The organism is Aquirufa sp. ROCK2-A2 (genome assembly GCF_054558485.1).
The window spans coordinates 182,804-208,168 of sequence record NZ_JBPXKA010000003.1 but is presented as its reverse complement, the minus strand read 5'-3'; the positions used below and the strand labels follow the sequence as shown (position 1 = coordinate 208,168).

The 25,365-nt window shown below is 35.7% G+C and carries 17 protein-coding genes; 9 read left to right on the top strand and 8 right to left on the bottom strand.

Translation table 11 applies throughout. From position 1 onward, the window contains the following. The first annotated feature begins 26 nt into the window (after positions 1–26). From V7S76_RS06435 to V7S76_RS06400, 8 genes are read left to right on the top strand one after another with little or no spacing between them, the layout of a single operon-like run. Positions 27–1,742 carry an alpha-amylase family glycosyl hydrolase gene (locus V7S76_RS06435; RefSeq protein ID WP_459509239.1) on the top strand — a complete coding sequence of 572 codons (1,716 nt, stop codon included), beginning with the start codon at positions 27–29 and terminating at the stop codon, positions 1,740–1,742. Further along, the gene (locus V7S76_RS06430) at positions 1,739–3,073 is read left to right on the top strand and encodes an MFS transporter (protein WP_459509238.1); all 1,335 of its coding nucleotides are present in this window, start codon (positions 1,739–1,741) and stop codon (positions 3,071–3,073) included. The genes V7S76_RS06435 and V7S76_RS06430 overlap by 4 nt, the downstream gene beginning before the upstream one ends. Beyond that, positions 3,070–3,879: an N-acetylmuramoyl-L-alanine amidase-like domain-containing protein gene (locus V7S76_RS06425; protein ID WP_459509237.1), complete on the top strand. Its 810-nt coding sequence runs from the start codon at positions 3,070–3,072 to the stop codon at positions 3,877–3,879. Before V7S76_RS06430 ends, V7S76_RS06425 begins: the two co-directional genes overlap by 4 nt. Next, on the top strand, positions 3,866–5,014 hold the full coding sequence (locus V7S76_RS06420; RefSeq protein WP_459509236.1) for a MalY/PatB family protein: 1,149 nt from the start codon (positions 3,866–3,868) through the stop codon (positions 5,012–5,014). Before V7S76_RS06425 ends, V7S76_RS06420 begins: the two co-directional genes overlap by 14 nt. After that, positions 5,001–5,630: a hypothetical protein gene (locus V7S76_RS06415; protein WP_459509235.1), complete on the top strand. Its 630-nt coding sequence runs from the start codon at positions 5,001–5,003 to the stop codon at positions 5,628–5,630. Before V7S76_RS06420 ends, V7S76_RS06415 begins: the two co-directional genes overlap by 14 nt. 7 nt (positions 5,631–5,637) lie before the next feature. Continuing rightward, positions 5,638–7,344, top strand: a complete 1,707-nt coding sequence (locus V7S76_RS06410; protein WP_459509234.1) for an IlvD/Edd family dehydratase — start codon at positions 5,638–5,640, stop codon at positions 7,342–7,344. Positions 7,345–7,355: 11 nt separating this feature from the next. Beyond that, a complete protein-coding gene (locus V7S76_RS06405) occupies positions 7,356–8,105 on the top strand; it encodes an SDR family NAD(P)-dependent oxidoreductase (RefSeq protein ID WP_459509233.1) in 750 nt (249 codons plus the stop codon). 11 nt (positions 8,106–8,116) lie between these two features. Beyond that, a complete protein-coding gene (locus tag V7S76_RS06400; RefSeq protein ID WP_459509232.1) occupies positions 8,117–9,184 on the top strand; it encodes a dipeptidase in 1,068 nt (355 codons plus the stop codon). Positions 9,185–9,328: 144 nt separating this feature from the next. On the opposite strand, the gene V7S76_RS06395 is transcribed toward V7S76_RS06400, so the two are convergent. The 4 genes from V7S76_RS06395 to V7S76_RS06380 all read right to left on the bottom strand — a co-directional run bounded on the left by V7S76_RS06395 (position 9,329) and on the right by V7S76_RS06380 (position 12,826). Next, entirely contained in the window at positions 9,329–10,387 is a 1,059-nt protein-coding gene (locus V7S76_RS06395) for a PDDEXK nuclease domain-containing protein (RefSeq protein WP_459509231.1), read from the bottom strand. 270 nt (positions 10,388–10,657) lie between these two features. Next, positions 10,658–11,104, bottom strand: coding sequence for an RES family NAD+ phosphorylase (locus tag V7S76_RS06390; RefSeq protein ID WP_459509230.1), 447 nt, complete (start codon positions 11,102–11,104; stop codon positions 10,658–10,660). A 5-nt stretch (positions 11,105–11,109) separates the two neighbouring features. Continuing rightward, positions 11,110–11,523 carry an antitoxin Xre/MbcA/ParS toxin-binding domain-containing protein gene (locus V7S76_RS06385; protein ID WP_459509229.1) on the bottom strand — a complete coding sequence of 138 codons (414 nt, stop codon included), beginning with the start codon at positions 11,521–11,523 and terminating at the stop codon, positions 11,110–11,112. 385 nt (positions 11,524–11,908) lie between these two features. Next, a complete protein-coding gene (locus V7S76_RS06380) occupies positions 11,909–12,826 on the bottom strand; it encodes a PDDEXK nuclease domain-containing protein (RefSeq protein ID WP_459509228.1) in 918 nt (305 codons plus the stop codon). Positions 12,827–13,140: 314 nt separating this feature from the next. Here V7S76_RS06380 and V7S76_RS06375 point away from each other — a divergent pair, with 314 nt between their 5' ends. Further along, positions 13,141–13,635 (top strand): hypothetical protein, encoded by a 495-nt coding sequence (locus V7S76_RS06375; protein ID WP_459509227.1) that lies wholly within the window; start codon positions 13,141–13,143, stop codon positions 13,633–13,635. Between the two features lie 111 nt (positions 13,636–13,746). On the opposite strand, the gene brxL is transcribed toward V7S76_RS06375, so the two are convergent. From brxL to brxC, 4 genes are read right to left on the bottom strand one after another with little or no spacing between them, the layout of a single operon-like run. Then, positions 13,747–15,756 carry a BREX system Lon protease-like protein BrxL gene (brxL, locus tag V7S76_RS06370; protein ID WP_459509226.1) on the bottom strand — a complete coding sequence of 670 codons (2,010 nt, stop codon included), beginning with the start codon at positions 15,754–15,756 and terminating at the stop codon, positions 13,747–13,749. Then, positions 15,756–18,296, bottom strand: coding sequence for a BREX-1 system phosphatase PglZ type A (gene pglZ, locus V7S76_RS06365; protein WP_459509225.1), 2,541 nt, complete (start codon positions 18,294–18,296; stop codon positions 15,756–15,758). The genes brxL and pglZ overlap by 1 nt, the downstream gene beginning before the upstream one ends. Position 18,297: 1 nt before the next feature. Then, a complete protein-coding gene (pglX, locus tag V7S76_RS06360; protein WP_459509224.1) occupies positions 18,298–21,858 on the bottom strand; it encodes a BREX-1 system adenine-specific DNA-methyltransferase PglX in 3,561 nt (1,186 codons plus the stop codon). Then, entirely contained in the window at positions 21,859–25,365 is a 3,507-nt protein-coding gene (brxC, locus tag V7S76_RS06355; protein WP_459509223.1) for a BREX system P-loop protein BrxC, read from the bottom strand. It abuts the gene before it with no gap.

Genomic DNA, 25,365 nt, shown 5'->3' with positions numbered 1-25,365 from the left:
TCCATTCGTTAAAATCCGCCCAACCTATGTCAAAGCATAACACCGATAAATTTGTTCTGTATCAAATGATGTTTCATTTGTGGGGAAATAAAAATACGCAACTCAAAATGAATGGTTCCGCCGCTGAAAATGGGGTTACCAAATTCAAAGACATTTCTACCAAAGGTTTAAAAGCCTTAAAAAAGAAAGGCATTACACATATATATGCTACGGGTTTATTGGAACATGCCACGATGGAGGATATGAGTGCCTATGGTTCTCCGTTGGATCATCCTGATGTTGTGAAAGGCCGTTGTGGATCGCCTTTTGCCATCAAGGATTATTATGATGTTAATCCGTTTTTTGCCGATCAACCCAATAATCGTTTGGAAGAATTTGATCAAATGTTGCAACGCATTCACCAAGAAAAATTGCAATTGGTCATCGATTTTGTACCCAACCATTTGGCTCGCCAGTATCATTCGGATAAAATGCCTGCTGGAGTAAGTGATTTTGGTGCCAATGACAAAAAAGATCAGGCATTCGATGTGAATAATAATTTTTATTATTTGCCTGGGACTCAATTTAGCATACCGAATGGTGTCGATTCTCCAGTTAAATCGACTATAGCATACACCGAAATACCAGCCAAAGTAAGTGGAAACAATGTCTTTTCTGCTCAGCCTTCCATCAATGATTGGTTTGAGACGGTGAAATTAAATTACGGCATCGATTTCCAAAATCACCAACAAAGTCATTTTGAATCCGTTCCTGATACGTGGAAAAAAATGTTGGAGGTACTTAGTTACTGGACTTCCAAAGGTGTAGATGGTTTCCGTTGTGATATGGCTGAAATGGTTCCAGTCGAATTTTGGGCGTATGCCATTCCTAAAATCAAGGCCCAAAATTCCAAGGTTATTTTCATCGCTGAAATTTATCAACCCAATTTGTACAAAGATTATATTTTCAAAGGTGGCTTCGATTATTTATATGATAAAGTGGGCCTATACGACGGTTTACGCCGTTTAATGGAACTTAAACCGGAATCTACAACCAAGGATATTACCCGAGTTTGGCAAAAAGAATCAGGCGATTTTGCTAATCATATGTTGCGTTTTCTAGAAAATCACGATGAACATCGTTTGAATACTCCTGCCTTCGCGGGACATAATTTTTGGTCAACTATTCCAGCCATGGTGGTAACTGCAGCCATGCACGATGGACCCATGATGTTGTATTTTGGACAAGAATTTGGTGAAAAAGCACAAGACAAGGAAGGCTTTAATCAAGCCGATGACCGTACTTCCATGTTCGATTTTTGGGCGGTGAATACGCATCAACGCTGGTTTAATGAGGGAAAATTTGATGGTGGTCAATTGACGAACAATGAAAAAACGATTGATCAATTTTACACAGATTTAATGACTTTTGTCCAAAAAAATAAAGCGATTAGTTCTGGACGTTTTTTTGATTTACAATACGCTCAAAATCCTTCCTACCCGGAAAATAAAATCTATTCTTTTTTAAGATATACCGAAAAGGAGCAATATTTAATTGTTTGTAGCTTTGAACCCAAAGAAACCCGACAATTGGATATCCAAATTCCAAGTTTAGCTTTGGACATGATGGGGATTTCCTCCTACCAATTAAGCGAAACGAAATATTTTGTTTCGCCAGATGCCCCAGATCAAGCTTCAGTGAACCAACATAGCATTACCATTCCTGCCAACAGTGCCTTAATTTTTAAATTAACAAAACCATGAAAAAATTTCAAAAACCTCATTTATCACTAGGTCAAATATTCAACATGAGCCTAGGATTTTTGGGCATTCAATTTGGCTTTGCTTTGCAAAACGGGAACGCCTCTCGTATCCTACAAAGTTTTGGAGCCGATCTGGAACAATTATCGTGGTTTTGGTTAGCCGCGCCTTTAACAGGTATGATCATTCAACCGATCATCGGTTTTTATTCCGATCGAACTTGGAATTTTATTGGTAGAAGAAAACCTTTTTTCTTGTCAGGTGCCATTTTAGCGGCTTCTGCCCTTTTGTTTTTTCCTCATTCCGGTGCTTTAGCTAGTTTTCTGCCTCCGATTTTCGTCGGTGCTGGAATTCTTATGATGATGGATGCTTCTTTCAATGTCGCCATGGAGCCTTTCAGAGCTTTGGTGGCAGATAATTTACCCGAAGAACAAAATACATTGGGCTTTTCAATCCAAACCTTTCTAATAGGAATTGGTGCGGTTTTGGGTTCTTGGTTGCCCTATATTTTAGGTAATTATTTTGGATTGTCGATTGAAGCCGCAGCTGGTGAAATCCCTGAAAATGTTAAGTATTCCTTTTATGTAGGTGCTGCGGTGTTTATCATCGCTATTTTATGGACGATTTTAACCACCAAAGAATATTCGCCTAGCGAACGTCATGAGATGGGTTTTGTGGAAGACAATTCTTCTGATACCTTACTTTCCGTATTTACTTATATCAAAGAAATGCCAAGCACCATGCGTCAATTGGGTTTGGTGCAATTTTTCTCTTGGTTTGCCCTATTTTCCATGTGGGTTTTTAGTACACCGGCTATTGCTAGCCATGTGTACGGTTTATCTCAAGAAGATCATAGTTCCACCGTTTATCAACAAGCTGGAAACTGGGTGGGAATTATTTTTGGGGTTTACAATGGCGTTTCAGCCATTTATGCCATTTTCTTGCCGAAAATTGCTGCTAAATTGGGCAACAAACAAACCCATGCATTTTCATTGGTAGCTGGTGGTTTGGGATTAATTTCCATTTATTTCATTTCAGATCCCAATTGGTTAATTGCGAGCATGGTGGGTGTCGGAATGGCTTGGGCAAGTATTTTGGCCATGCCTTATGCGATTTTGGCAGGTTCTATTCCTTTGAATAAAATGGGTGTTTACATGGGAATTTTCAATTTCTTCATCACCTTCCCTCAAATTGTCAATGGTATCATTGGTGGACCGATTGTCAAACATTTTTATGATGGACAAGCCATTTATGCCATCGTTGTAGCGGGTGTCTTCTTTATCTTAGGTGCCATCAGCGTTTTAGGTATCAAAGAAAGTAAATCCATTCAATGAACATAAGCTTGCGTATCATTTTCGTTGGCTTGTTGATTTCCGTTTCTGTTGGACTGAAGGCTCAATCTTTGATTAATAAGGATTTGAGCGAAACCATTCGTTTGGCGCATCAACAAAACAATCATTTAATCATTGCGGAATCGTTTCTTCAAAGACCTTACAAGGCTTTTGCTTTGTCTACCGAAAATCCTGAGAAATTGGTGGTGGATTTTACGGGTTTCGATTGCGTTACTTTTTTGGAAAATGTCATTTCCTTGTATATTTCCCAAGGTAAAGATGAGCTTTTCTTGCATTCTTTGAGGAATTTACGCTATGCAAATGCCGACACGATCAGCTATGAATCACGAAACCATTATTTTACCTCAGCCGTCAAGAAGCTCAAACAACAACAATTTTTAACCGAGATTTCGACCCAAGAAAGTCGGGCTGTTAAAAAGAATTTTTCTTTGCTTTCTCAATTTCTTAGCGGCAAAGGCAAAAAAATCGATGTGGAAACCATTCGTCAGACAGAATTACAATTATCCAGAGATAGCCTACAATACATTCCTAGCCAAGCAGTCGCTAACGTGAAAAAACAATTTCAATCAGGCGATTTGGTCGTTTTTGTTAGCAAAAAAAATAACTTGGATTGTCAGCATGTTGGATTTCTAAGCCTAATCCGAGGAGAAATCCATATCCTGCATGCTTCTCAAGAAAGTAAAAAAGTCATCGTTTCAGAAAAATCTTTGGTCCATTATCTGAAAACGCATCCCAATTTTCTCGGTATTCAAGTTTTTAGACCTAATTTTAACCATGAAAAAATATAATTTTGATCAAGTCATTGATCGTAAAAATACACATAGTTTTAAATGGGATAATACCACTTATCCAGAACAAATGATTCCCATGCCAGTCGCTGACATGGATTTTCAAGTTGCCGATGAAATTTTAGAAGTATTGGATTCCATCACTCAGCATGGAGTTTTAGGTTATTCCATTGTCCCCGAAATTTTAAAAATAGAAGCACAAAAGAAGTTGAAATCTGATTACCAATGGGAAACAGAATTAGAATGGCAGGTGTGGATTCCGGGTATCGTTCCGGGCATCACGGCTGCTTGTGCGGCTTTTTGTGAAGAGAATCAAGGTATACTAACAGCTGTTCCGGTGTATCATCCTTTTCATTTGGTGTCAGGTTGGGTCAATAAACCTTTGTTGACTTTCCCGATGGTGGAACAAGCTGGCCGTTGGACCTATGATTTTGAGGCCTTTGAAAACGAATTGAAGAAAAATCCAGGCGTCTTTTTATTTTGTAATCCACATAATCCAGGCGGAACGGTATTTAATCAAGCTGAAATCGATCGAATTGTGGAATTGTGTCAACAATACAATTGCACGATTATTTCAGATGAAATTCATGCTGATTTACGTATCCATCCTCAATCTGACCACATTTGCATCGGGAAATCCCTTTCCAGCTCCACTCCTGCCATTAGTTTTTTTGCCACCAGCAAGGCTTTTAATACAGCTGGTTTAGGTGGTGCTGTGGCTATTATTCCAGATGCCGCAACACGAAACGCTTTTGTTAAACAAACGTTTGGATTTTTTCCCATGCTTTCTAGGCACAGCATCGATGTGATGATCACCACACTCCAACACGGCCAAAATTGGTTGAATCAATTATTGCCTTATTTAACTCAAAACCATGATGTACTTTGTAATCGAGTGAATTCGATGAAGGGTTTGAAAATGTTGCCTTTGGAAGCCACTTATTTGGCTTGGATTGAATACGACGATGAGCTTTTAGGCGATTTTCAAACCAAATTATTTCAAAAGGGTTTACATGTGTTAAGAGGCGAACAATTCAAAGGAAAGAATTTTATCCGATTGAATTTTGCTTGTCCACAATCCATTTTGGAAAATGCCATTCAAATCATTCAGCAAACCGTAGATGAAAATTCTTAAAACCATCTCTTTTTTTGCGATTTTAATCTTTCTGTCTGGAATCCTTTTTTGGGTATTCCAATGGGAAAAAACAGAAGGCGAAAATCCGATTAACGAGAATGATTTTCAGAAAATCATGGGTCAAACCCAACCCATGCGTGAAAAAGAGCCTTTGGATTCATTTCAAGTCCTAAAAACGGTGTACACCGATTTGGAAGCATCCATGAGGCAAGAAAAGGAAAATGTGGTCTTTCGTTTGGAACGAAACAATGTCAAATTGTTTGAAAAAATCATACCAAAGGCTCAAATTCGTCAAATCATGAGTTCTGATTTGAATGGAGATGAATTTCCGGAATTTTGGCTGAGTGTACATTTGGGTAAAAAAGTCCAAATATATGCTTTTGAATACGTGAAAGCTCAAATGAAAGCATTGCGTTTCCCACGGTTAATGGGACGGCAATCTTTCGGTTATGCCGGAAATGATTCCCTATTTTTGGAGAAAAACTATTTGGTTAGAAAATTTAGCTTTCATCATGATTCTTTTTCTGATATTTTTAATGGGAAAAGGTCATGTTTTTATACATTTGGGAAAGACCAGAGCTTTACATTACTAAGAACTTTAGACTATGAAAAATAATACAGATATGAAATTACGTTCACAACAATGGTTTGGTAAAACAGGAAAAGATGGATTTATTTACCGAGCTTGGATGAAAAACCAAGGAATTCCCGATGATTACTTTCAGGGAAAACCTGTCATTGGGATTTGCAATACTTGGTCCGAATTAACTCCTTGCAACGGTCATTTTAGAGAATTAGCCGAATTTGTGAAAAAAGGAATCATTGAAGCGGGCGGTTTTCCAGTGGAATTTCCGGTGATGTCGTTGGGAGAAACCTTGATTAAACCTACCGCGATGTTGTACCGTAACTTGGCGAGTATGGACGTAGAAGAATCCATTCGTGCCAATCCTATCGATGGTGTGGTGTTGATGTGCGGATGCGATAAAACAACTCCTTCCCTAGTGATGGGTGCTTGCAGCGTGGATTTACCTACTTTGGTGATTTCTGGCGGCCCGATGATGAAAGGGAAATTCAAAGGCAAAGAAATTGGAACCTCAGACGTTTGGCGTTTTGCGGAAGCCTATAAATTGGGCGAATTGACGCAATCGGAATTCATTGAAGCAGAAGCGTGTATGGCTCGTACTCCGGGTCACTGTGCCGTAATGGGCACCGCCTCTACCATGGCGACCATGGTGGAAGCATTGGGATTAAGTTTACCTCAAAATGCGGCCATTCCAGCAGCGGATGTAAGAAGAAAAGTATTGGCTCAACATTCCGGTAGAAGAATTGTGGAAATGGTCCAAGAGGATATGAAATTGTCGCAAGTGTTGAAACGCGAAGCTTTTGAAAATGCGATACGTGTTAATGCAGCCACAGGAGGTTCCACCAATTTCGTGATCCATTTATTGGCCATTGCTGGTCGAATTGGAGTGGATTTGCATTTGGATGATTTTGATAAATTTTCTAAAAATATTCCTTTATTGGCCAATATTCAGCCATCTGGCGAGCATTTCATGGAAGATTTGTACTATGCAGGTGGTTTGCCGGCTTTGATGAATCAAATGAAGGAACATCTTCATACTTCCATTATTACCGTGAATGGTAAAACCGTGGGAGAAAATATTGACAATACGCCAATTTACGATTCCAACATCATTTCCACCATTGATGCACCTTTTAAAAAGGATTCCGGAATTTCAGTAGTCAAAGGAAATTTAGCGCCGAACGGTGCGGTGGTGAAACCATCTGCAGCTTCTCCAGAATTATTCAATCACCGAGGAAAAGCGGTGGTTTTTGAAAATATTGAAGATTATCACGCAAGAATTGATACGCCTGAATTGGACATTGATGAAAATTCAGTCATGGTATTGAAAAATGTCGGTCCAAAAGGATACCCAGGCATGGCCGAAGTGGGCAATATGGGAATTCCGAAAAAACTCTTGGAAAAAGGCGTCAAAGACATGGTGCGTATTTCCGATGGCCGTATGAGCGGAACAGGATTTGGAACCGTTATTTTACACGTTTCTCCCGAATCAGCTGCTGGCGGACCATTGAACTGGGTTCAAAATGGCGATTACATTGCGCTTGATTTGGAAAATAGAAGCATCAACTGGGAAGTGAGCGAGGAAGAATTAGCAGCAAGAAAAGCGAATCATCCTTTGGTGAAACCAACCATGGACCGTGGGTATGTGAGTTTATTCATCGAACATGTGGAGCAAGCAGATCAAGGCGCTGATTTCGATTTCTTAAAAGGTGGTTCAGGTTCTGTGGTTACCAGAGATTCACATTAATCCCAAGCTAAATGTTCAAGTTTATTGTAACAGGTGCATCACAAGGTATTGGTTTTGAGATAGTTAAATCTATTTTAGCCAAAGGCGATTTTGTTATATTCAATGACATTGACCCTGAACAAACTAGTAAAGCCGAGCAGACCTTGGACGCATTGGGCTACACAAATTATGTGAGCTTGGTAGAAGATTCTGCTTCTGAAAGTTTTCTTTCTCAGTTGGAAACCTTGATAGAACAAACTCCTGGCACCTTGGCAGGCGGCGTATGCAATGCGGGAATCACCACTTTTGGCGATTTCTGGACGTATTCCCGAGCATCCATGGATGAAATTCTGCGAATCAATATCAAAGGAACTTTTTTCTTGATTCAATTGCTGGCGAAAAAATTAAAAGAGCAACAATTGCCCGGAAGTATCGTATTAACTTCCTCCGTCACGGGACACATCGCTCATCCTGATTTGGCCGTTTATGGAATGACGAAGGCAGCTTTGAATCAATTAGCCAAAAATTTAGTCATCGATTTATCGCCTGCACAAATCCGTATCAATACGATTTCACCAGGTGCTACCTTGACAGAAAGAACCCTTTCTGATCAAAATTACCACCAAGTTTGGTCCAACATCACTCCCATGGGTAAACCAGCCAGCGTGGAGGACATTGCCCAAGCTGCCATGTTTTTCCTATCTGATCAATCCAAACACATCACCGGCCAATTTTTAGTCATCGATGGCGGTTGGACCTCGGTGGGTATTCCTCCCTATTAATGTAATAAGCCATGTTTTTATTTGATGCACATTTGGACCTGAGCATGAATGCGATGGAGTGGAACCGAGATTTGAGATCTTCTTTGGAAGAAATCAATGAACGAGAAAAAGGAATGACCGACAAACCTGACCGTGGCAATGCGACCATTTCTTTGGACGAATTGCGCAAAGGCAATATAGGCATGGTCGTTGCCACGCAAATAGCCCGTTATGTCGCCAAAGGATCCGATTTACCCGGATGGCATTCTCCAGAGCAAGCGTGGGCACAAACCCAAGCGCAGTTGGCCTATTACAAAAGTTTGGAATATTGGGGCGACCTATCTCCTATCCGAAATACGGTGGAATTAGAGGCGCATTTGGATTATTGGAAACAGACCACAGATGTCAAAAAGAAAATTGGCTATGTATTGAGTTTAGAAGGTGCGGATTCTATTTTGAGCATGGAGCATTTGGAAATGGCTTATGCCAATGGCTTAAGGGCTGTGGGACCAGCGCATTATGGACCAGGCAGGTATGCGCAAGGCACGAATGCCAGTGGTGGATTGGGAATGATGGGCAGGGAATTGGTGCAAAAAATGGAGCAATTGAACATCATATTGGATGCTACGCATTTGTGTGATGAAAGCTTTTGGGAAGCCTTGGAACACAACCATGGGCCAGTTTGGGCGAGTCACCAAAATGCAAGAGCCTTGGTCAACCACAACCGCCAATTTTCCGACGAGCAATTCAAAGTCCTCATAGAGCGCAAAGCCGTGATAGGCATGCCTTTAGACGCCTGGATGATGGTACCCAATTGGGAAAGAGGTAAATCTACTCCAGTAAGCATGAACGTAAGTCTAAATACCATGATTGACCACTTGGATCACATTTGCCAATTGGCCGGCAACGCCCAGCACGTAGGCCTTGGAACCGATTTAGACGGCGGTTTTGGAACAGAACAATGTCCCCAAGACCTCAAAACCATTGCTGATTTGCAGAAAATCCCTGATTTATTGTCCGATAGAGGATATTCAGATACGGATATTGAAGGAATTTGTCATGGGAATTTTTTGGGGTTTTTGAGGAGGGTTTGGAAGTAGAAGATTAAAAATTAAGAATTTATAGATATTGTTGACCGAGGCTCTCTAGGTTACTCATTTGAAGAAAAATCTAAATATTTTATATTTTCTCTTTTCTCTTTTCTCTCTCCTCTTTTCTCATTTAACACAAAGGACACGGAGGGATTACATTATATCATTTTCCAAATTTTTAAATTCGTTTTCAATTTCCTCAATAGTAGGTAAACTACTTTTTAAGTTTTCTGGAAGATTTTCAGTAATTTGAAATTCACTCACTCCCATCGGTTTATCAATATCTCTCAATGCAAATTCTGCTTCAATATTATTTTTGTCTCTGCAAAGCAAAATTCCAATGGTAGCCTTATCATCGGATTGTTTGAGCAAAGTATCCACAGCCGATAAGTAAAAATTGAGCTTACCTGCATATTCAGGTATAAACTTGGTATTTTTCAATTCGATTACCACATAACATTTTAGTTTAATGTGATAGAAAAGCAAATCAATATAATAATCATTGCCGGCTATTGCCAAATGATATTGCTGACCGACAAAAGCAAAACCTTTCCCTAGTTCTAATAAAAATTTAGTGATGTGTTCAACCAATTGTTTCTCAATGTCTCTTTCTCGAAAATCTGCTGCAAACGTCATAAAATCAAAGATGTATGGATCCTTGAGTGTTTGCTGAGCTAAATCAGATAAAGGCTCGGGTAATGTATTTTTGAAATTTGAAATAGCTTTGCCGTTTCTTTTATACAAATCGGTTTTTATTTGTAAGGCTAAACTATCTCTACTCCAGTTATTTTCTAAAGTTTGATTGATATAAAAATAAGCTTCTTTTATATCTTTTATTTTAGTAATAAGTATTTTAATATGGCCCCATGGCATTTTAAATACGGGGTGTTGCTTTATTGCGTCCCCTATTTGGGGATGAACTAATAAATAGTTCACATTTTGTGAACCAATTGTATATCCTTCTATTTCGTTCACAGCTTGTGAACTAAAATATTCAAAGAATAGTTTGCAGGTTTTTAAATTTGAAACAGAAAATCCTTTCATATCTGGAAATTCATCTTTTAAATCCTTAGAAAGTGTTTCTAAAAATTTTGTCCCCCAAGCTGTTTGTTTCTCTGAAATAATTTTCCCCAATTCCCAATAAAACAGGATAAGTTCGGTATTAACAGCCATAGCAGCTTTTATCTGAACCGAACGAATTTTGCTTTTCAATTCGATAAGCCATTTCTTATACGTGGCATCACTTAGATTCATGGTTTTTCTATTAGTGGATAATTAAAATTTAAATCTTATTCGATTTAAAATATTTTTAAATATTTTCAAAATTTAAAACTGATAATCGATTTTTTAGGCATTTTCGTAAAAAGGTATTAGGTAAAAGGTAATAGGTAAAAGAGAAAGGAGAAGAGAGAGAAAACTTGGTGATCTTTGTGTTAGAATAAAAGTTTTTAACACAAAGGTCACGGAGAAGAGAAAAAAGACCTATTCGTCTAATCTTTCATCCAATGTAAAATCTTCCACATCCAGAATCCGAAGCGCGGAAAAGTTAGGGTGCAAGGTATGAATGACCATATTAGATTCTTTAGGCACCAGGATGGAAGGAACTTGAAGGCATAACGTTTTTTTGGATTGATACCACGTGCTACCCAATTTTTGATGTTGCAGGTAATTTTCGAAGTTGTTTTTAAGGGCAATATTGCTTGGTACTATTTCGACAGAAAAGTATTCATCAGGCAATTCAATCACCATACATTTATAGCGCTCTTTGGGCATTTCCATATTTCGGTGAGCTAACAATTCCAAAACGGCCAAAGACCTAGACATACTCGTGTATAACACCCATTGATTGGCTTCATTCCAACGATTTTGGCGACCCGAAGCCATTAATTGACCAGAAAACCTTTCAGCACAAATACGGTAGACTATCATTTGGCTTAGACATTATCACCGTACTCCATCCCAGTTAAGCGGTCATCTATCAAGCGAATACCGCTGACCGATTTCAAAAAATGGCTGGGTTTTTTATTGAAGAGCAAAAGATTTTCTTTGAACAGCCAATTTTCAAACGATTGGCTTGAACCAAAAACCGCATTACCGTGCTGAAAGAGAGAAATGAGCATCACGATATGTTCTTTGAGCGAAAAGCTGATGGATTGTTGCGTGTTTTTATAGGTCCGAAAAGTCTTCACACTTACATCTAGGCAATCAGACAACAATTCATCTGTTAGCAAGGAAGATTCTTTCAGTACATTCACATAGCTAGAATTCATATCCACATCTTCCAAAAATTGCAAGACTTCTACCTCAGAATTGGCATAAGGAGCTGGATGATTGAAGGCCTTTCCCATGGTTATAATTGATTAGTTATTCCACAAAAATAGGAAATTTTACTTTCAATAACAGGAAATTTTATCAGTAAATTGATAATTTTAAAAAATACGATTTTAGAAAAAAAATCTGTTACCGTTTTGGCTTCGACTCCGCTCCTCCAACGCTCCTCTCTCTTCTCTCTTCTATCTTCTCTCTCTTCTTTTCTCATTTAACACAAAGGACACGGAGGGATTACATTATTTCATTTTCCAAATTTTTAAATTCGTTTTCAATTTCTTCAATAGTAGGTAAACTACTTTTTAAGTTTTCTGGAAGATTTTCAGTAATTTGAAATTCACTCACTCCCATCGGCTTATCTATATCTCTCAATGCAAATTCTGCTTCAATATTATTTTTGTCTCTTCAAAGCAAAATTCCAATGGTAGCCTTATCATCGGATTGTTTGAGCAAAGTATCCACAGCCGATAAGTAAAAATTGAGCTTACCTGCATATTCAGGTATAAACTTGGTGTTTTTCAATTCGATTACCACATAACATTTTAGTTTAATGTGATAGAAGAGCAAATCAATATAATAGTCATTGCCGGCTATTCCTAAATGATATTGCTGACCGACAAAAGCAAAACCTTTCCCTAGTTCTAACAAAAATTTAGTAATGTGTTCTACCAATTGTTTCTCAATGTCTCTTTCTCGAAAATCTGCTGCAAACGTCATAAAATCAAAGATATATGGATCTTTAAGTGTTTGCTGAGCTAAATCAGATAATGGCTCGGGTAATGTATTTTTGAAATTTGAAATAGCTTTGCCGTTTCTTTTATATAAATCGTTTTTTATTTGTAAGGCTAAACTATCTCTACTCCAATTATTTTCAATTGTTTTTTGAATATAAAAATGAGCTTCCTCTAGATTTTTAGATTTAGTAAAAATAAGAATATTATGTCCCCAAGGGATCTGCAAAATGGACTGAAAACCCGAACCTAAATCACTAATTGTACCATTTATATGGGCTAAGTGAAGAGAATTTGCAACAGGTTGTTGCAAATTTGAAAAAGAATAGAATTGATAAAATTGCCTACAAAATGCCAAATTTCGAACAGATAAACCTTTCATCTCTTTGAATTCTTCCTGCAAATCTTTTGAAAGCTGAGGAATAAAACCTGTTCCATAAGCTGTTTGGCGTTCACATATCATTCCTCCAAGTTCCCAATAAAATTCTATCAAAGCCGAATTAACAGCCATAGCAGCTTTTATCTGAACCGAACGTATTTTACTTTTCAATTCGATAAGCCATTTCTTATACGTGGCATCACTTAAGTTCATTTTCTTTCTATTAGTGGGTGATTAAAATTTAAATCTTATTCGATTTAAAAAAATTAAAATTATCCGCAAAATTTAAAACTGATAATCGATTTTTTAGGCATTTACGGGAAAAGGTATTAGTTAAAAGGTACTAGGTAAAAGAGAAGAGAGCGAAACCTTGGTGATCTTCTTGTTAAATAAAAGTTTTTAACACTAAGGACACGGAGAGATATTCATAATCCATAACTCATAATTCATAATTCATAATTAATTCCTCTCTGACCCTATTTGACACAACAATTCTCTTCCTTTGTGGCTTCCAACTTTTAGACAACATGAAAGAGCAAATCAATCAATTAAAAACAGCCATTCAAGAAGGTAATTTCCCAAGTGACTTTGAGCATTTTGGCGGTGCGGAATTAATTATCACGGATGATATTGCCAGAAAAGGCCATCCGGGAGACACCATCGTTTTCAGCGAACATGCGGGAGCATTGAGTTGGTTAACCATGGAATTGGCTAAAATTTTCGATCAGCACATCAATTACTTGAACAAATATGTTTTCTACCCTGAATTGGGAAAATGCATGAATGAAAAACTAACCAAGTATGAGCATCTTAGCGAATTCCTTTTGGCCGTAGTGGATTATGCAGAAAGTGAATTAATCCAAAAAGTGGAACCCCAAAAAATCAGATTAACGCTTGAGCAACGCCAAGAGATAATGACCTACCCAGATTACTGGCGACCAACCCTTCAAAAAGCCGCAGAACGTGGAGAATCCATCAAAGAAACCTATGAGGACTTGAAGGATTTGGAGGCGTTTATGTAGTGGGCTGATTTTTCACACTTAAGTAAATTAAGTATTATAAAAATTAATGAAAACTATTTTGCGAAAATTGAATTTTATTGACTTCAAAATTGAAAGAATATTCATTTAAATCTAAATTTTCAAATAGGTAACCTCACACGATTTACATTTTCTTCTTACCTGTTCAAGTGCTGCCACATTAAATCTACCTTCAATTTTCTCATATATATCTAACCCTCTACCCAAAGTAATTTTCCAACCATTATTTGATGCTATAAACCGGTCATGATTATTTTCAAACTTAAAAAATAAGTTAATGCCTAGGTCTATCAAATTTTCTTGCAATTCTTCAAAATACGCCCCTGATTCTGTAATAAATTCTTCGGAATTCCAGGTAATAATTTCTAAATCTATTTCATGTTCTGGCTCTTTGTTATTCGCAACCATTAAGCAAAATTCCAATAAGTTTTTAAATTGATAAGGAAGGCGAATATATGGATCTTGTAACGTTATTTTTGTCGCACCTTTTAAGTAGTCACCAAAAAGCTTTTTATAGGAAATACCTGTTTGGTTATCTTTTAAAATAACTTGATGAGGTTTTAAATCCAATACTGATTTTTTCATTTCAGATGAATGAACATCTGTTTCTTCTAATTCTTTTGTATTTTCAACAGCCGCAAAATAATTTTGCTTTTCCAAGGTTTCAGGTGCAAATTCCTGACCACTAGACAATACACGATATTTAAATTCTACTGGTTCAGACCTAAATGTTTCATCAATAATATATAATTGATCCTTTACTCTTTTTCTACCTTCAATACAAAAATCAAGGAGCTCAATTATTTCAGCTTCTGATAATTCTTGATGAGGGTATATCAATTTAACCATTCCTGAAAATGATTTTCTAATGGCAACTCTATCTCTGGATGTCAAAGATCCGTCTAATGATATTTTACTGTCAAGGATTGGAGAGAAATCAGACTTTCTTAATTCTCGCAATAATTCAGCAAGGTAATCGACAATAAAACCATACTCTTTTGAGAATACAGCACTTTTCAAAATACGCACTTCCCATCCAGGAATATACATGTGTATCCGATCTAAGAAAGCACCTTTTATGTATCCTTCAGGAATTGATTCAAAAAGGTGTGAATTTTTAAGCATATAGGGCACATTGTGTTTTGTGTTCCCTACAAATGCCATTGAAGCTGTTGCTTGATAAGTTTCTTTCCCTCTATTGAAACTTTGGTTAGCCATGAAGTTTTGCATGATCTTTACCAAGTCGCCGTCCGTTTTTTTACCGCCTTTCTCTTGCTCAAATTCATCTAACGCAACAACATCCCAATAACCTACCAAACCTATCTTGTTTCCTGTATTATTAACGAATAACCTTGCTTTAGAGACATCACCACCAGACACCAAAACTCCGTGCGGAGATAATTCTGAAAATATGTGCGATTTTCCCGTTCCTTTTGGCCCAAGTTCGATGAAATTATAATTGTTTTCTACATGCGGAATCAGTCTTGAAAGTTGAATGAATTTGTCACGCTTACTGAAGTACTCAGGGTTTAATCCAATACTGTGCATCAATAAATCAATCCATTCATCTGATGTAAATTCCTTACGTAGTTCGATATATTCCTCTAAATCAACATTAGATACTTGAATAGGCTTTAAATCAGTAATTACCCATCTAACAGCAATCCCATCCTCATGGGAAAATCCCATTTCAATAATTGACCAAACTCCACCACCGCTTAATAACTTTTTGTTAGCGTTAACAATAGCATCTGAAATTGGAACTTTTGTTAGTCCCATGTTGGCAAATTCTGCCTCGTAAATATTTGCTCTGTCATTCAGCGAAACATTAATCTTATCAATGATTTTATAACTTCCTGTACTTCTAATTTTGTTTTTTACAATTTCAGAATCTGAACGATGAACATAATTATCACGAATTACATTCCTGACTTTTTCGATGCCTGCTTGAATTACAGCTTCATCATCTATCGCACAGTACTGCCCTAGTAGATACTCTAAAACGTACATTGGCACGGGATTACTACCTTTAACTAAAGCAGTTAAATCTTTCCTAACTACTTTTCCTTCAAAATGATGAATTATTTTCTCTTTTAATGTCATTAGAAATCGGATTGAATAAGTGTATTGTTTTGAACTCGTTCTTCAATAATTGGATTTAATCTATCTTCCAAATCGAATACTTTAAGTTTTAGGAAAGCATTTTTTGGAGTGTCTGAAGCTAAGGTCAATTCAATTCTTAAGGCTCTTTCACTTGGTGAATCCGAAGTTGAATTAAGAGTTGAAATTATTTCATTACTTACCAAAATATTATTGTTGTACAATCCAGTGGAAATGTTGACCTCTTTTTCCATCCTAGACACTTTGGTTTCTTGTAAAAGATTTAATCGTAATATATTAGAAACCACTTTTAAATCACCTTTGTTAATTAAAGATGGTTTCACTTTAGTGACTACTTCTTCCCTTTTTCTGGAACTTTCAATGACTGGAACAACGACCTCTTGTAAACTTCCTCCACCATGCACAAACTGATGCCCAACGCCTTGTTTTCTGTATCTATTTACGGAATAAGGAATTGTGACAAATACATCGTCATTAAACGCAGTTGTTTTAGAAAGTGGTACAGAATATCCTAATGATTGTTGAGATTTGGATGAGGTAATGAAGTATCTATTGTGAGAAGTCATCGGATTTGGATCTGATATGGATTCAAGATCTTTATCTTCAATTTCTCTATCATTATACAAAAAACCGTGATCTGCGGTGATGATAACTTTTGCTACATTGTAACTTCCATGTAATTTTTTTACTAACCGTTTTATTTCATCTATAGCATCAATTACTACATCAAATGTTCTTCTTTCAGAAGCTCTTTTATCTCCTGTAGAGTCAATAATATCATGATATAAATAGACAATTGAGTTTTTAAATATTTCTCTGTTTTTTTCTTGTGAGTTACTACTTATTTCGGAAAATTGAACCGCCAAAGAATCTGACTTAAACCTTCTTAGGATTTGATTTCTATTAGGTAAACCTTCTGTTGAGATTGTTGAAATACTGATATCGCCATTATTATAAACAAGATCGCCAAGAGGTAATAATTGAGCCATTCCGATATTTGTTTTTGACGGAATAGAGGCAATCATATATTTCATTTTAGCAGTATTATTAGCATCACTGTGGAGTTCTGATAGTAATTCATGAGCAACTTCATAACGCAGCGCATCTGAAATAAAAACAACTACTTTTTGATTTAATGGTTCTATTTCGGTTTTGAAAAAATCAAATTGCTTGGCAACTGGAATTTTAGTATAATCAAAATCAAACTGGTTCAAACATTTTAGCCACTCTCTGTTTAATTTATCTGTATGCTCTTCATAACAATTATTCAAAGCCAGGTGCAAATCATCCAATGGAATAGTTACAGGCAATTCAGAGTAATCAATCAATTTATAAGCTTTTATAGCTTTACGGTAAAATGAATCAATAAAGTATAATTCTTCTGAATAGGCTTTTAGGTAATCCTCTGGTTTATTTAAAATATAGCTTGAAATTCCATTAACCATTTGATGAAGTTTCGCCATATATGTCAAATACTTCAAGAAATTCTGTATTCCTTCATCCAATGTTTGCTGCATGCTAATGTTATCCAATTTTTTGATAACTGCTTCAGGTGCGTCCTTGATTTGGTTCTGTAAAATGTTTATAACGGCCCAAATCATTGATGGACTAAATTCAGCAAAATTGGCATCTAAGCCGTATATATCAATCAACTTATCGCCTTTGATATCATTTCTAACCAATTGCATAACCTCATTAAACGAACTGCTTAATTGGGTATTCGTTTCAGCTTCGTTTAATAATTGATTCAGTCGTACAATTTTGACTTGATCCTTAATTTTGAATGATCCATAAGGATCACCATTGGAAACACTAGAAATGGTTTGTGTTATTTTATTGTAAAAAATACACCTAACTACTTGAATCAACTCTTCACGATTCAGGGATTTCATTTCATAGCTGGTATTTTCATTAATCTGCTGAATGATAATATCATCCATTCTCAAATCAGCAATTTTAGTAAGTACTTTATTTAATTCTAATCCATCTTTTGCAACAAGTAGGGTTAATAATTTTGAAATGATCAGTGACCAATTCTCAATTGTTTTGAATTTTAAAAAATATGAAACAAGCGCTTTTTGTAAGGCTTCTTCTTCAAATCCATAAGAATTCAAAATGGGCTCGCATACCAATTGAACACCCGAATACTTCAGTTCCTTCATATATTTGGTGACTAAGGCTTTTTGATGCCTTTGCAAACCATAATTCTCCATAAATTCGCCAACATGATCCAATTTCAATTCTTTATTGGCAAGCAATAATCCTAACAATGGAAATTGATGGTATTCATCCTGGGTATTTGGATGTGCCATTGGTATGTACAATAGCACTTTAGTATCTATCAATTCGTTGAGCAATTTACATTTAATGGTAAAAGCACTTTCGGTGTAGAACTCTACATGTATGTTAGGAATAGCCAACGACTTTACCTCTTCTAAAAATTCTTGGTTTTCATCAAAGAAGAAAAGAATCTTTAAATCAGGATAACGATAAAAATAACTATTTACTTTTTCTTCAATCATTCTATTTTATTTTTGCAACTACTGTTTCAAATAATTCATAATTTTTAGCGACTCCATCATCTAAATCAAATTTGATTTGCTGATCTGCCACATTTTTTAAAGCCATATCGTATTGCTCACATTCAATGAGATCAGCTCTTAGCTTATCCAATTGCTTTGCTTCAACTGTACTTAAACTACTAGCATTGGCTTCCTTTTGTGTTATTTCAGATTTAAGGTATTTTAAATGTTCCAATAAGTAATTGGCTCTTATTTTTTCAACCGTAAATTCATTCATACGGTGCATATACACCAATACCTGGAATGCTCCTTTCTTAGAACTAAACAACCAATAAATAGGTGTTTTTTTATACATACCACAGTGGTAGCTCCAGAAATCATTCACTAGGAATTTCTCCAATTCTTTATCTAAACATTCCTGGATAAAGTTGATATTTTCAGTGCGTTGTTCATGTCCCCAAATGGTATCGAGTAATTGCGTGAATTGCTTAACGACATCGTCATTGAAATTACAATTCTTGCCCATGATAGGTAAGATGGCATCCTGATCTATAATAACTTCACCTTGATTGTAATTGTAGCTTGCTAATTCTTCTTTACTAGGATTTGGATGTGCAATGTTTAAACCTGGTTTATCCAATCGATAACGACCCATGAATAAACCAATGGCATAACTTATGAATTGACTAATAACTTCTCCTCTATCAATAGGTAGTATAATGGCATCTTTACCATTAGCTCTGAATTTTTCCTCTAATGCATCAAGATCATTTTTCTTTAATTCGTCTTGCAGAATAGTAATGTCTTTTAAAGCTACTTCAGGAGTTAATTCATTTTGCAAACCATAAATTTTGATAAATAAGCGATTAAGTTCTTCTTCATTGGCTTGTAATTGAAAAAAATCATTTTTTACAGAATTCTGCCAACTATTGTATTCATCTTTTATGTTTTTACTGTTAAAAGTTAATTTTGTTTTTTCGAAGTGTTTTGAAATTTCATTTTTTTTCCAATCATTTTTTGAAATGTTTATATTTTCTAAACATAAAAATTTAATGCGAGTTATATGGCTTGGCTCAAATAAATATGGGATTTCTCGAATCTGTGTAGGAAGAATACTTAAAGTTGGAGAAAGGAAACTTAACAATGTCACAGCAACTTTAGAATTCAATAAAGCAAGAATATATTCTAAATTTTGTTCTGGAAAAGCAGAAGGACCTGATGAACAAAACATTCTACCAGATTCTGAAAATCTAAAATTAGGTACGCCAGATGAAATATTTGACCAAGTTATAGATTCAATGAAATTATATTTCTCGTTAAAAATCTGCCTACTATAATGGTCGCCACTAGTTTCAGTAATGTATTTTTTCAAATCAAACCCATTGTTCTTCCAATTAATTAGATAATAGTCAAAACCATACCACTTTCTATTGCCGCCTCCTTTGTTTACCGTAAACCACTTGTAATCAGAATTTATTGCTTGGTCTCTCGATAATCCCTTCATATCGATAAAAGACACTTCGGGTTCCCACCAGAATCTAATGAACATTTTATCATTTAGGGTAACCATTCCTTTTTTAGTCGGTGAAACATCTCCAAGTTTTTGTCGGTTAAAAAGATCTATTACTTTGACACTAGTCCAATATGCAATAGGCCCCCCAGGTATTGAAATAAAGTTTTTTTGAGGGATATTCAAATATTCATTTTTTCTATTTAGAAAAGCAATTTCTTTGTCTTTGACATTTCTATAATCAACGAGACGATAAAAGGTTGCATGAGTTATTTTATCACAGTTTTCAAGAACAAACGCCGTCGACTGAACAACTTCACCACTTAATTCTTCAAAAGTTCGTGGCCCTAAATGGAGCATGTTGACAATTCCATAGTTGTTTAATATATGTTCTCTTAATTTTTCATAAGTCGAAAGAAACATCCATGAGTGCTGATTAATCATACCCATTAATCCTTTTTTGACCGTCATATCTAATCCAACTTCCATAAAAATGGCGAATAGGTCTGATTTAGATATTGGATAATTTAAATTAACATAATCTTTCAACCTAGCATTCATAGTTCCTTGCCCCATGTAAGGAGGATTTGCTACGACTGAAGCGAATTTCTTCGACAATATCAATAATACAGGAATAAATATTTTAATCTTTTGGTAGACGATTTCCGTATTAATATCTCTAAAATCTGTATTCTTGATTTCATCAAATCGTTTCTCAATAAAAGCTCTGGAATCTTCATTTAAACTCAGTTTCATTGTTGAGCCTAAGTTTTTGGATTGTTCCATTAAACTTAAAGCTAACTTCAGTTCTTTTTCATAGGCAATTCCTTCAGAACCTAAAAAGTCTTTTATTTCTTGGTCATTAAATGCAGCATACTCAGGCATGGCATAAACATTCGGCAACCATCCTTTGATAAATACATCACGATATTGTTTGGCTGCTTTTAGTAGTATGGCAAAAGTTGCAAGTTGCGCAGCACGGTCATCTAGATCTAAACCAAACAAATTGTTTGTAAGAATGGATTCAACAGCCTCTTCGGGCGTGTAGTATTCTTCCATATACATTTGGTAAAGCAGGTCAAATCCTTCAACTAAGATGTGCCCTGAGCCAACAGCTGGGTCTATCAATGTCAATTGGCTCACCTCTGATATAATTGGTTCAGATGTTGAATCAGAACCTGCAATGAGCTCAATCGAAGTGTCACTTTCCACCAAGTATTTCAAACTTGATTTAATTTTACTATTCGGATTTTTATCTAACCAGATTTTGCCTACGGTATTTTGCACCATGTATTTTACAATCCAATTGGGTGTAAAAATTTGGGTAGCCGCAGGTATATCCTTTGCTTCGGCTTTTTTCTTTTTCTTAAAGGACGCAAATACTTCGTCTTTTCGTTCAGAAATATAAAACTGATATAACCACCCAATTAATTCTACCTCTTTGTATTGTTCATCTGTAATGGCATCAGTTGTATTGAGCAAATGCAAAAAACCACTGTCCTGAAGCATGTTGTCTGGTAAAAGTAACTCTGTGTAATCATCCAGCTTTCCAAAAACGTTGTTTAGCATTTTATTGCTGTGGCAATAACCTACCAATAATAAGGCAAAGGCTTCCTGTTCTTTACTAAAATCAGTTATAATTCTTTTCAAACGTTCCTGTTCTTCACTGTTCAAGAATGCATATTGACCTTGTCTTGCTTTTTGAAGAATCTGAGGTGTATTTGCCATTCCTGGCACATAAACTAATTGCGAATCTAGGTAGTCATTTTTAGCCATGATCTGAAGCGCCATCATCCTGTTGAACCAAGTGTAAGCAGCTTCTTCTTTTACTACCTCACCCCCCTTTTTTTCAATAGCATTTTGTAAAGATTTCCATAATTTCGGAACGTTTTCGTCATCAAACACTTTGCCTCTGAAAACATAACCACCAGCCACAGGGTTGGGTTCTTCGCTAACAGAACCATCTTTATTAAAGCCCCAATACAATAATTTATTGGCGACACCTTCCATTAACAAGGCACGTGATTGTTGGGCAAATGTTTTTGTATTCATTTATTTAAGTATTATGGTCTTGTTATCCTTTAAGAGTTTTAGCATATCAGATTTAACTTTTTGTAGAAAATCTTCCATTTCCGCCTCGTTAGATATCGTAGAAACGCCTTTAGAAATATGATACGGAGCAGAAATTGATCCACTTCCTCCAGGTGGTACTGGAATTGATGCAATTATTTTTTCTAATTGATCACTTTTAAAATTGGAGGCATTTAATTTTTTGTTTTTTAACTGTGCAATTGAATTTATTGAATCAATGGCATTCAAAACAGTATCACGACTTTCAAAAACAGCAGCGCTAACATTCAATTTAATTGCTTCTTGTTCAAGTTCATCGAAAATTGAAATGTAAATTGACTTCACTTCCTTTTTCAATTCTGCAGTTAAATCTTTCAGTGCTTGGTTTAACTCTTCATAGGCTTTCTTCGCATGTCTAAAATCTTTTCTTGGGTCTTCAAGTAAAAGGAAGTCAGTTATTGTTTTTGCTTTAGTTTGATTTTCGGCAGAAAATTCTTTAAAGTTCTCTTTGTTATTCTCACAAAATGAACTTAATGCCGTATAATCCTTAAAGTTATTATTGATAAAATCTTCAATTCCTTTTTCTGTATCAAATAATTCTTTAGCGGAATCTTTGGAAGCAATAAAATCTTGAAATAATCTTTTAGGATCTCTAACATCGGTCCATGTAGTTAATTGTTGTTTCGATTTTTGAAAACTTCCGCCAAAAGGATATTTACCAAAATACTCTTTTTCAAATGGCTGAATCTGTTGAATTTTTGTTGAAAGTAATTTTGAAAGTGTTTCAAACATTTCATTTCCATCAGACGAAGTGGAAATGGTTTCGTTAAAAATATATTTGAAAGCAGAAACGACATCGTCTAACAAAACCTGATCAATATCTTCGCCAGTTACAATCTCACATGACATTCTTTCTGCTGTGGATACTGCCTTATTAATAAAATCAACAATTGGATATCTAGGTGCACCTTTGTATTTGAATTCTCTTTTTTTCTTTTTCACCAATTTAAGAGCTACTTCTAAAACTGCTTCAAAGCGCCAGCCAAATGGGGCATCACCATATTGCTTGATTAAATCGGTAATTGTTATTTGATTGTTGTTACTTGTAATAAAATCGTTCACAGATTGCTCAGCAGGTGAAAGTTGAGCCATTTCTATTTGTGTACTAGCAGCGGAAGCTTTCAATTCAATTTGATTCCGAGCATAACCATAGGACAACTTATGGTATTTATAAATATTATTTAAATGATGTTCTATTAGATTCTTTACTCTTTCTGAAGGGTTGTTACCATTTATTTGATCGGCCTCTAAAATTGTATTCTGGCTAATAAATCGGCTTTCAATAAATTTCAATTCAATTACTCGAGATATAGACTCGCTTAGTTGTTTATTGCGTATTTTAAAATTTTCATTTGTTTTAGCCCTTTCACCAGTTGCACCTCCTGATCCGTTAATCAAGTATTTGTTTGTTTTGCAGTACCATTCAAAATCTTGTCTCAGAACTGAATCATTGTTATACCATTCGTTTATACAAATAACTAAATCTTTGGTGTTTACATCGAGCATTTTTTGAGTAAGCGGTGTTTTATCGGTTAGTAGAATCACCAGATTAAAATCGCCCCCTCTTAAAAATTCTTTTGATTCAATGTTATAGCTTAAATTAAAATCATTCTGACCAAAAGCAACCTTTGGCTTTAATTTAATGAGTGGTCTTAAAAATTCATCAAAAGCTGTTAATCGATCGTCCAATCCTATGGTTTGATTCTTGATAATGTTCTGCACATCCATCTCATCCTCATTAAAGAAGAAGTAGCTTCCTTTTTCTTCGCGGATTATACTACCTTCAATTAACTTGGTTAGAACATCTGTAATTTCCTTTTGCAACTGCATCTTATTTTGATCCAGTTTGTCCATTAATAGCACCGTTAAATTGTCAACGGTTGAAGGGAATGTTTGTCTTCTGTTTTCTAGAAGATTTGAAATCATAAACAACACCTTTACAACTCGAGCCGCAAATGGATTACTTTTTACATAGGCTAATTCTAAACCGTTTTCAATCGCTTTTGCTCCTCTATTTGTCAGGTTTGCATGAAATTGTTGATTATAAAAGCCATCAAAAGGTATAAATCCTCCAACTTGATCATCAGCATGTTGCTTAGCAGTAAAATGAGTAATTCCAAGCACAGAACGTTCGTTATCTTTAACTTCTTTAATGACAAATTTTAGTTGTTGAAACGCTTCAAAAACGTGAGCTACTAATTTGAACTGATAAGGCACAAATGGATATCCAAAAAGAAACTCTTCCTCGTTTTTATATCCTTTATACAATTCATGACTTATTTTGAACTGATTTTCGATATAATCTTTATTCGCTGAATAAATTTTCGTTAACTCAGCAATACCAGTACTATTCTTGTCTAAAACCCTACGCTGGGTGATGTAGGAGGCGTCATTACTCTGAAGTGAAATACGTGTGTCAAAGCGACCTAAAATCTTTCCAAATTCATCTTGAACATCTTGAACGCCATCGGCTCCTAATGAAACATCATCCAACGTTTGCTGAGCTGTACATGCAATCCAAACTTGGTTGTTGCAATCTTCACTAATTCTTTCAATAATGTTTTGAAAATTAAGAAGAATTTCTTTGTTTGAACCTACGTATTGTGATACTTCATCCACTAAAAACAATAAACGATAATCTTTATCCTTGCCTTTGAGATATTCTTTGAACTCCGGAATTAAAACAGCATTGATACCAACTTTATAACTTTCGGGATTTGAAAGTTTAGAATGAAGGGAAACGATATCTAAATCTGGGCAAACTTTTTTAGCAATCTCCAATACGCTTTCCAATTGAAACGATGCTACCTGCGCCGAATCTGTTTCCCAATTAAAACCGAGTTCAGAATCTATCAGTCTCTTAAATTCATCAAACTTGCCTTTTTGATCAATTGTTTTTTCTAACAAAATTGCTAAAGGGATATCGTTTGAATTATACCCTCTGAACTTATTAAACATGTTGAGGAAAATACGCGTTAGACGTTCCTGACTTCCGTCATCAGTTTCATCTTCCACATTAAACATGATATCGTCACATTGGGCATCAGTAATTTTCTTTTTCAAGAGTCTCAAATTACTAATTGTGATTTTATCGTTTGTATTTGGCTTTGTGGTATCGTAATTTTCATTAACACCATTTTCCAATGCTTCAAAAGCATCAGCAGAGGTATTTCTGTTCATCAAGTAATGAACGAATTTGATAAAATGCGATTTACCAGAACCATAGTAACCATTGATCCAAATTCCGCTTTTCCCTGACTTTTTGTTTATTACAGTATCAATGATTGTAAATAACTTTTCTATAATCTCCGGAGTAAATACATACTCCTTAATTTCAGCTTCAATTGTTTTAGGATCCTTCGCACTTACTACAACCGCTGGATTTATATCTCTGTTTATATCTCTTGCGAAAATTTCTTTTAACTTCAT

Excerpts from the sequence above, each read along its gene's own strand:
- V7S76_RS06380 (WP_459509228.1), bottom strand. The coding sequence starts at position 12,826 with ATGAACTTAAGTGATGCCACGTATAAGAAATGGCTTATCGAATTGAAA.
- V7S76_RS06405 (WP_459509233.1), top strand. The coding sequence starts at position 7,356 with ATGTTCAAGTTTATTGTAACAGGTGCATCACAAGGTATTGGTTTTGAG.
- V7S76_RS06400 (WP_459509232.1), top strand. The coding sequence starts at position 8,117 with ATGTTTTTATTTGATGCACATTTGGACCTGAGCATGAATGCGATGGAG.
- brxC (WP_459509223.1), bottom strand. The coding sequence starts at position 25,365 with ATGAAGTTAAAAGAAATTTTCGCAAGAGATATAAACAGAGATATAAAT.
- V7S76_RS06410 (WP_459509234.1), top strand. The coding sequence starts at position 5,638 with ATGAAATTACGTTCACAACAATGGTTTGGTAAAACAGGAAAAGATGGA.
- V7S76_RS06425 (WP_459509237.1), top strand. The coding sequence starts at position 3,070 with ATGAACATAAGCTTGCGTATCATTTTCGTTGGCTTGTTGATTTCCGTT.
- V7S76_RS06385 (WP_459509229.1), bottom strand. The coding sequence starts at position 11,523 with ATGGGAAAGGCCTTCAATCATCCAGCTCCTTATGCCAATTCTGAGGTA.
- brxL (WP_459509226.1), bottom strand. The coding sequence starts at position 15,756 with ATGACATTAAAAGAGAAAATAATTCATCATTTTGAAGGAAAAGTAGTT.
- pglX (WP_459509224.1), bottom strand. The coding sequence starts at position 21,858 with ATGAATACAAAAACATTTGCCCAACAATCACGTGCCTTGTTAATGGAA.
- V7S76_RS06435 (WP_459509239.1), top strand. The coding sequence starts at position 27 with ATGTCAAAGCATAACACCGATAAATTTGTTCTGTATCAAATGATGTTT.
- V7S76_RS06430 (WP_459509238.1), top strand. The coding sequence starts at position 1,739 with ATGAAAAAATTTCAAAAACCTCATTTATCACTAGGTCAAATATTCAAC.
- V7S76_RS06420 (WP_459509236.1), top strand. The coding sequence starts at position 3,866 with ATGAAAAAATATAATTTTGATCAAGTCATTGATCGTAAAAATACACAT.
- V7S76_RS06390 (WP_459509230.1), bottom strand. The coding sequence starts at position 11,104 with ATGATAGTCTACCGTATTTGTGCTGAAAGGTTTTCTGGTCAATTAATG.
- V7S76_RS06375 (WP_459509227.1), top strand. The coding sequence starts at position 13,141 with ATGAAAGAGCAAATCAATCAATTAAAAACAGCCATTCAAGAAGGTAAT.
- V7S76_RS06415 (WP_459509235.1), top strand. The coding sequence starts at position 5,001 with ATGAAAATTCTTAAAACCATCTCTTTTTTTGCGATTTTAATCTTTCTG.
- pglZ (WP_459509225.1), bottom strand. The coding sequence starts at position 18,296 with ATGATTGAAGAAAAAGTAAATAGTTATTTTTATCGTTATCCTGATTTA.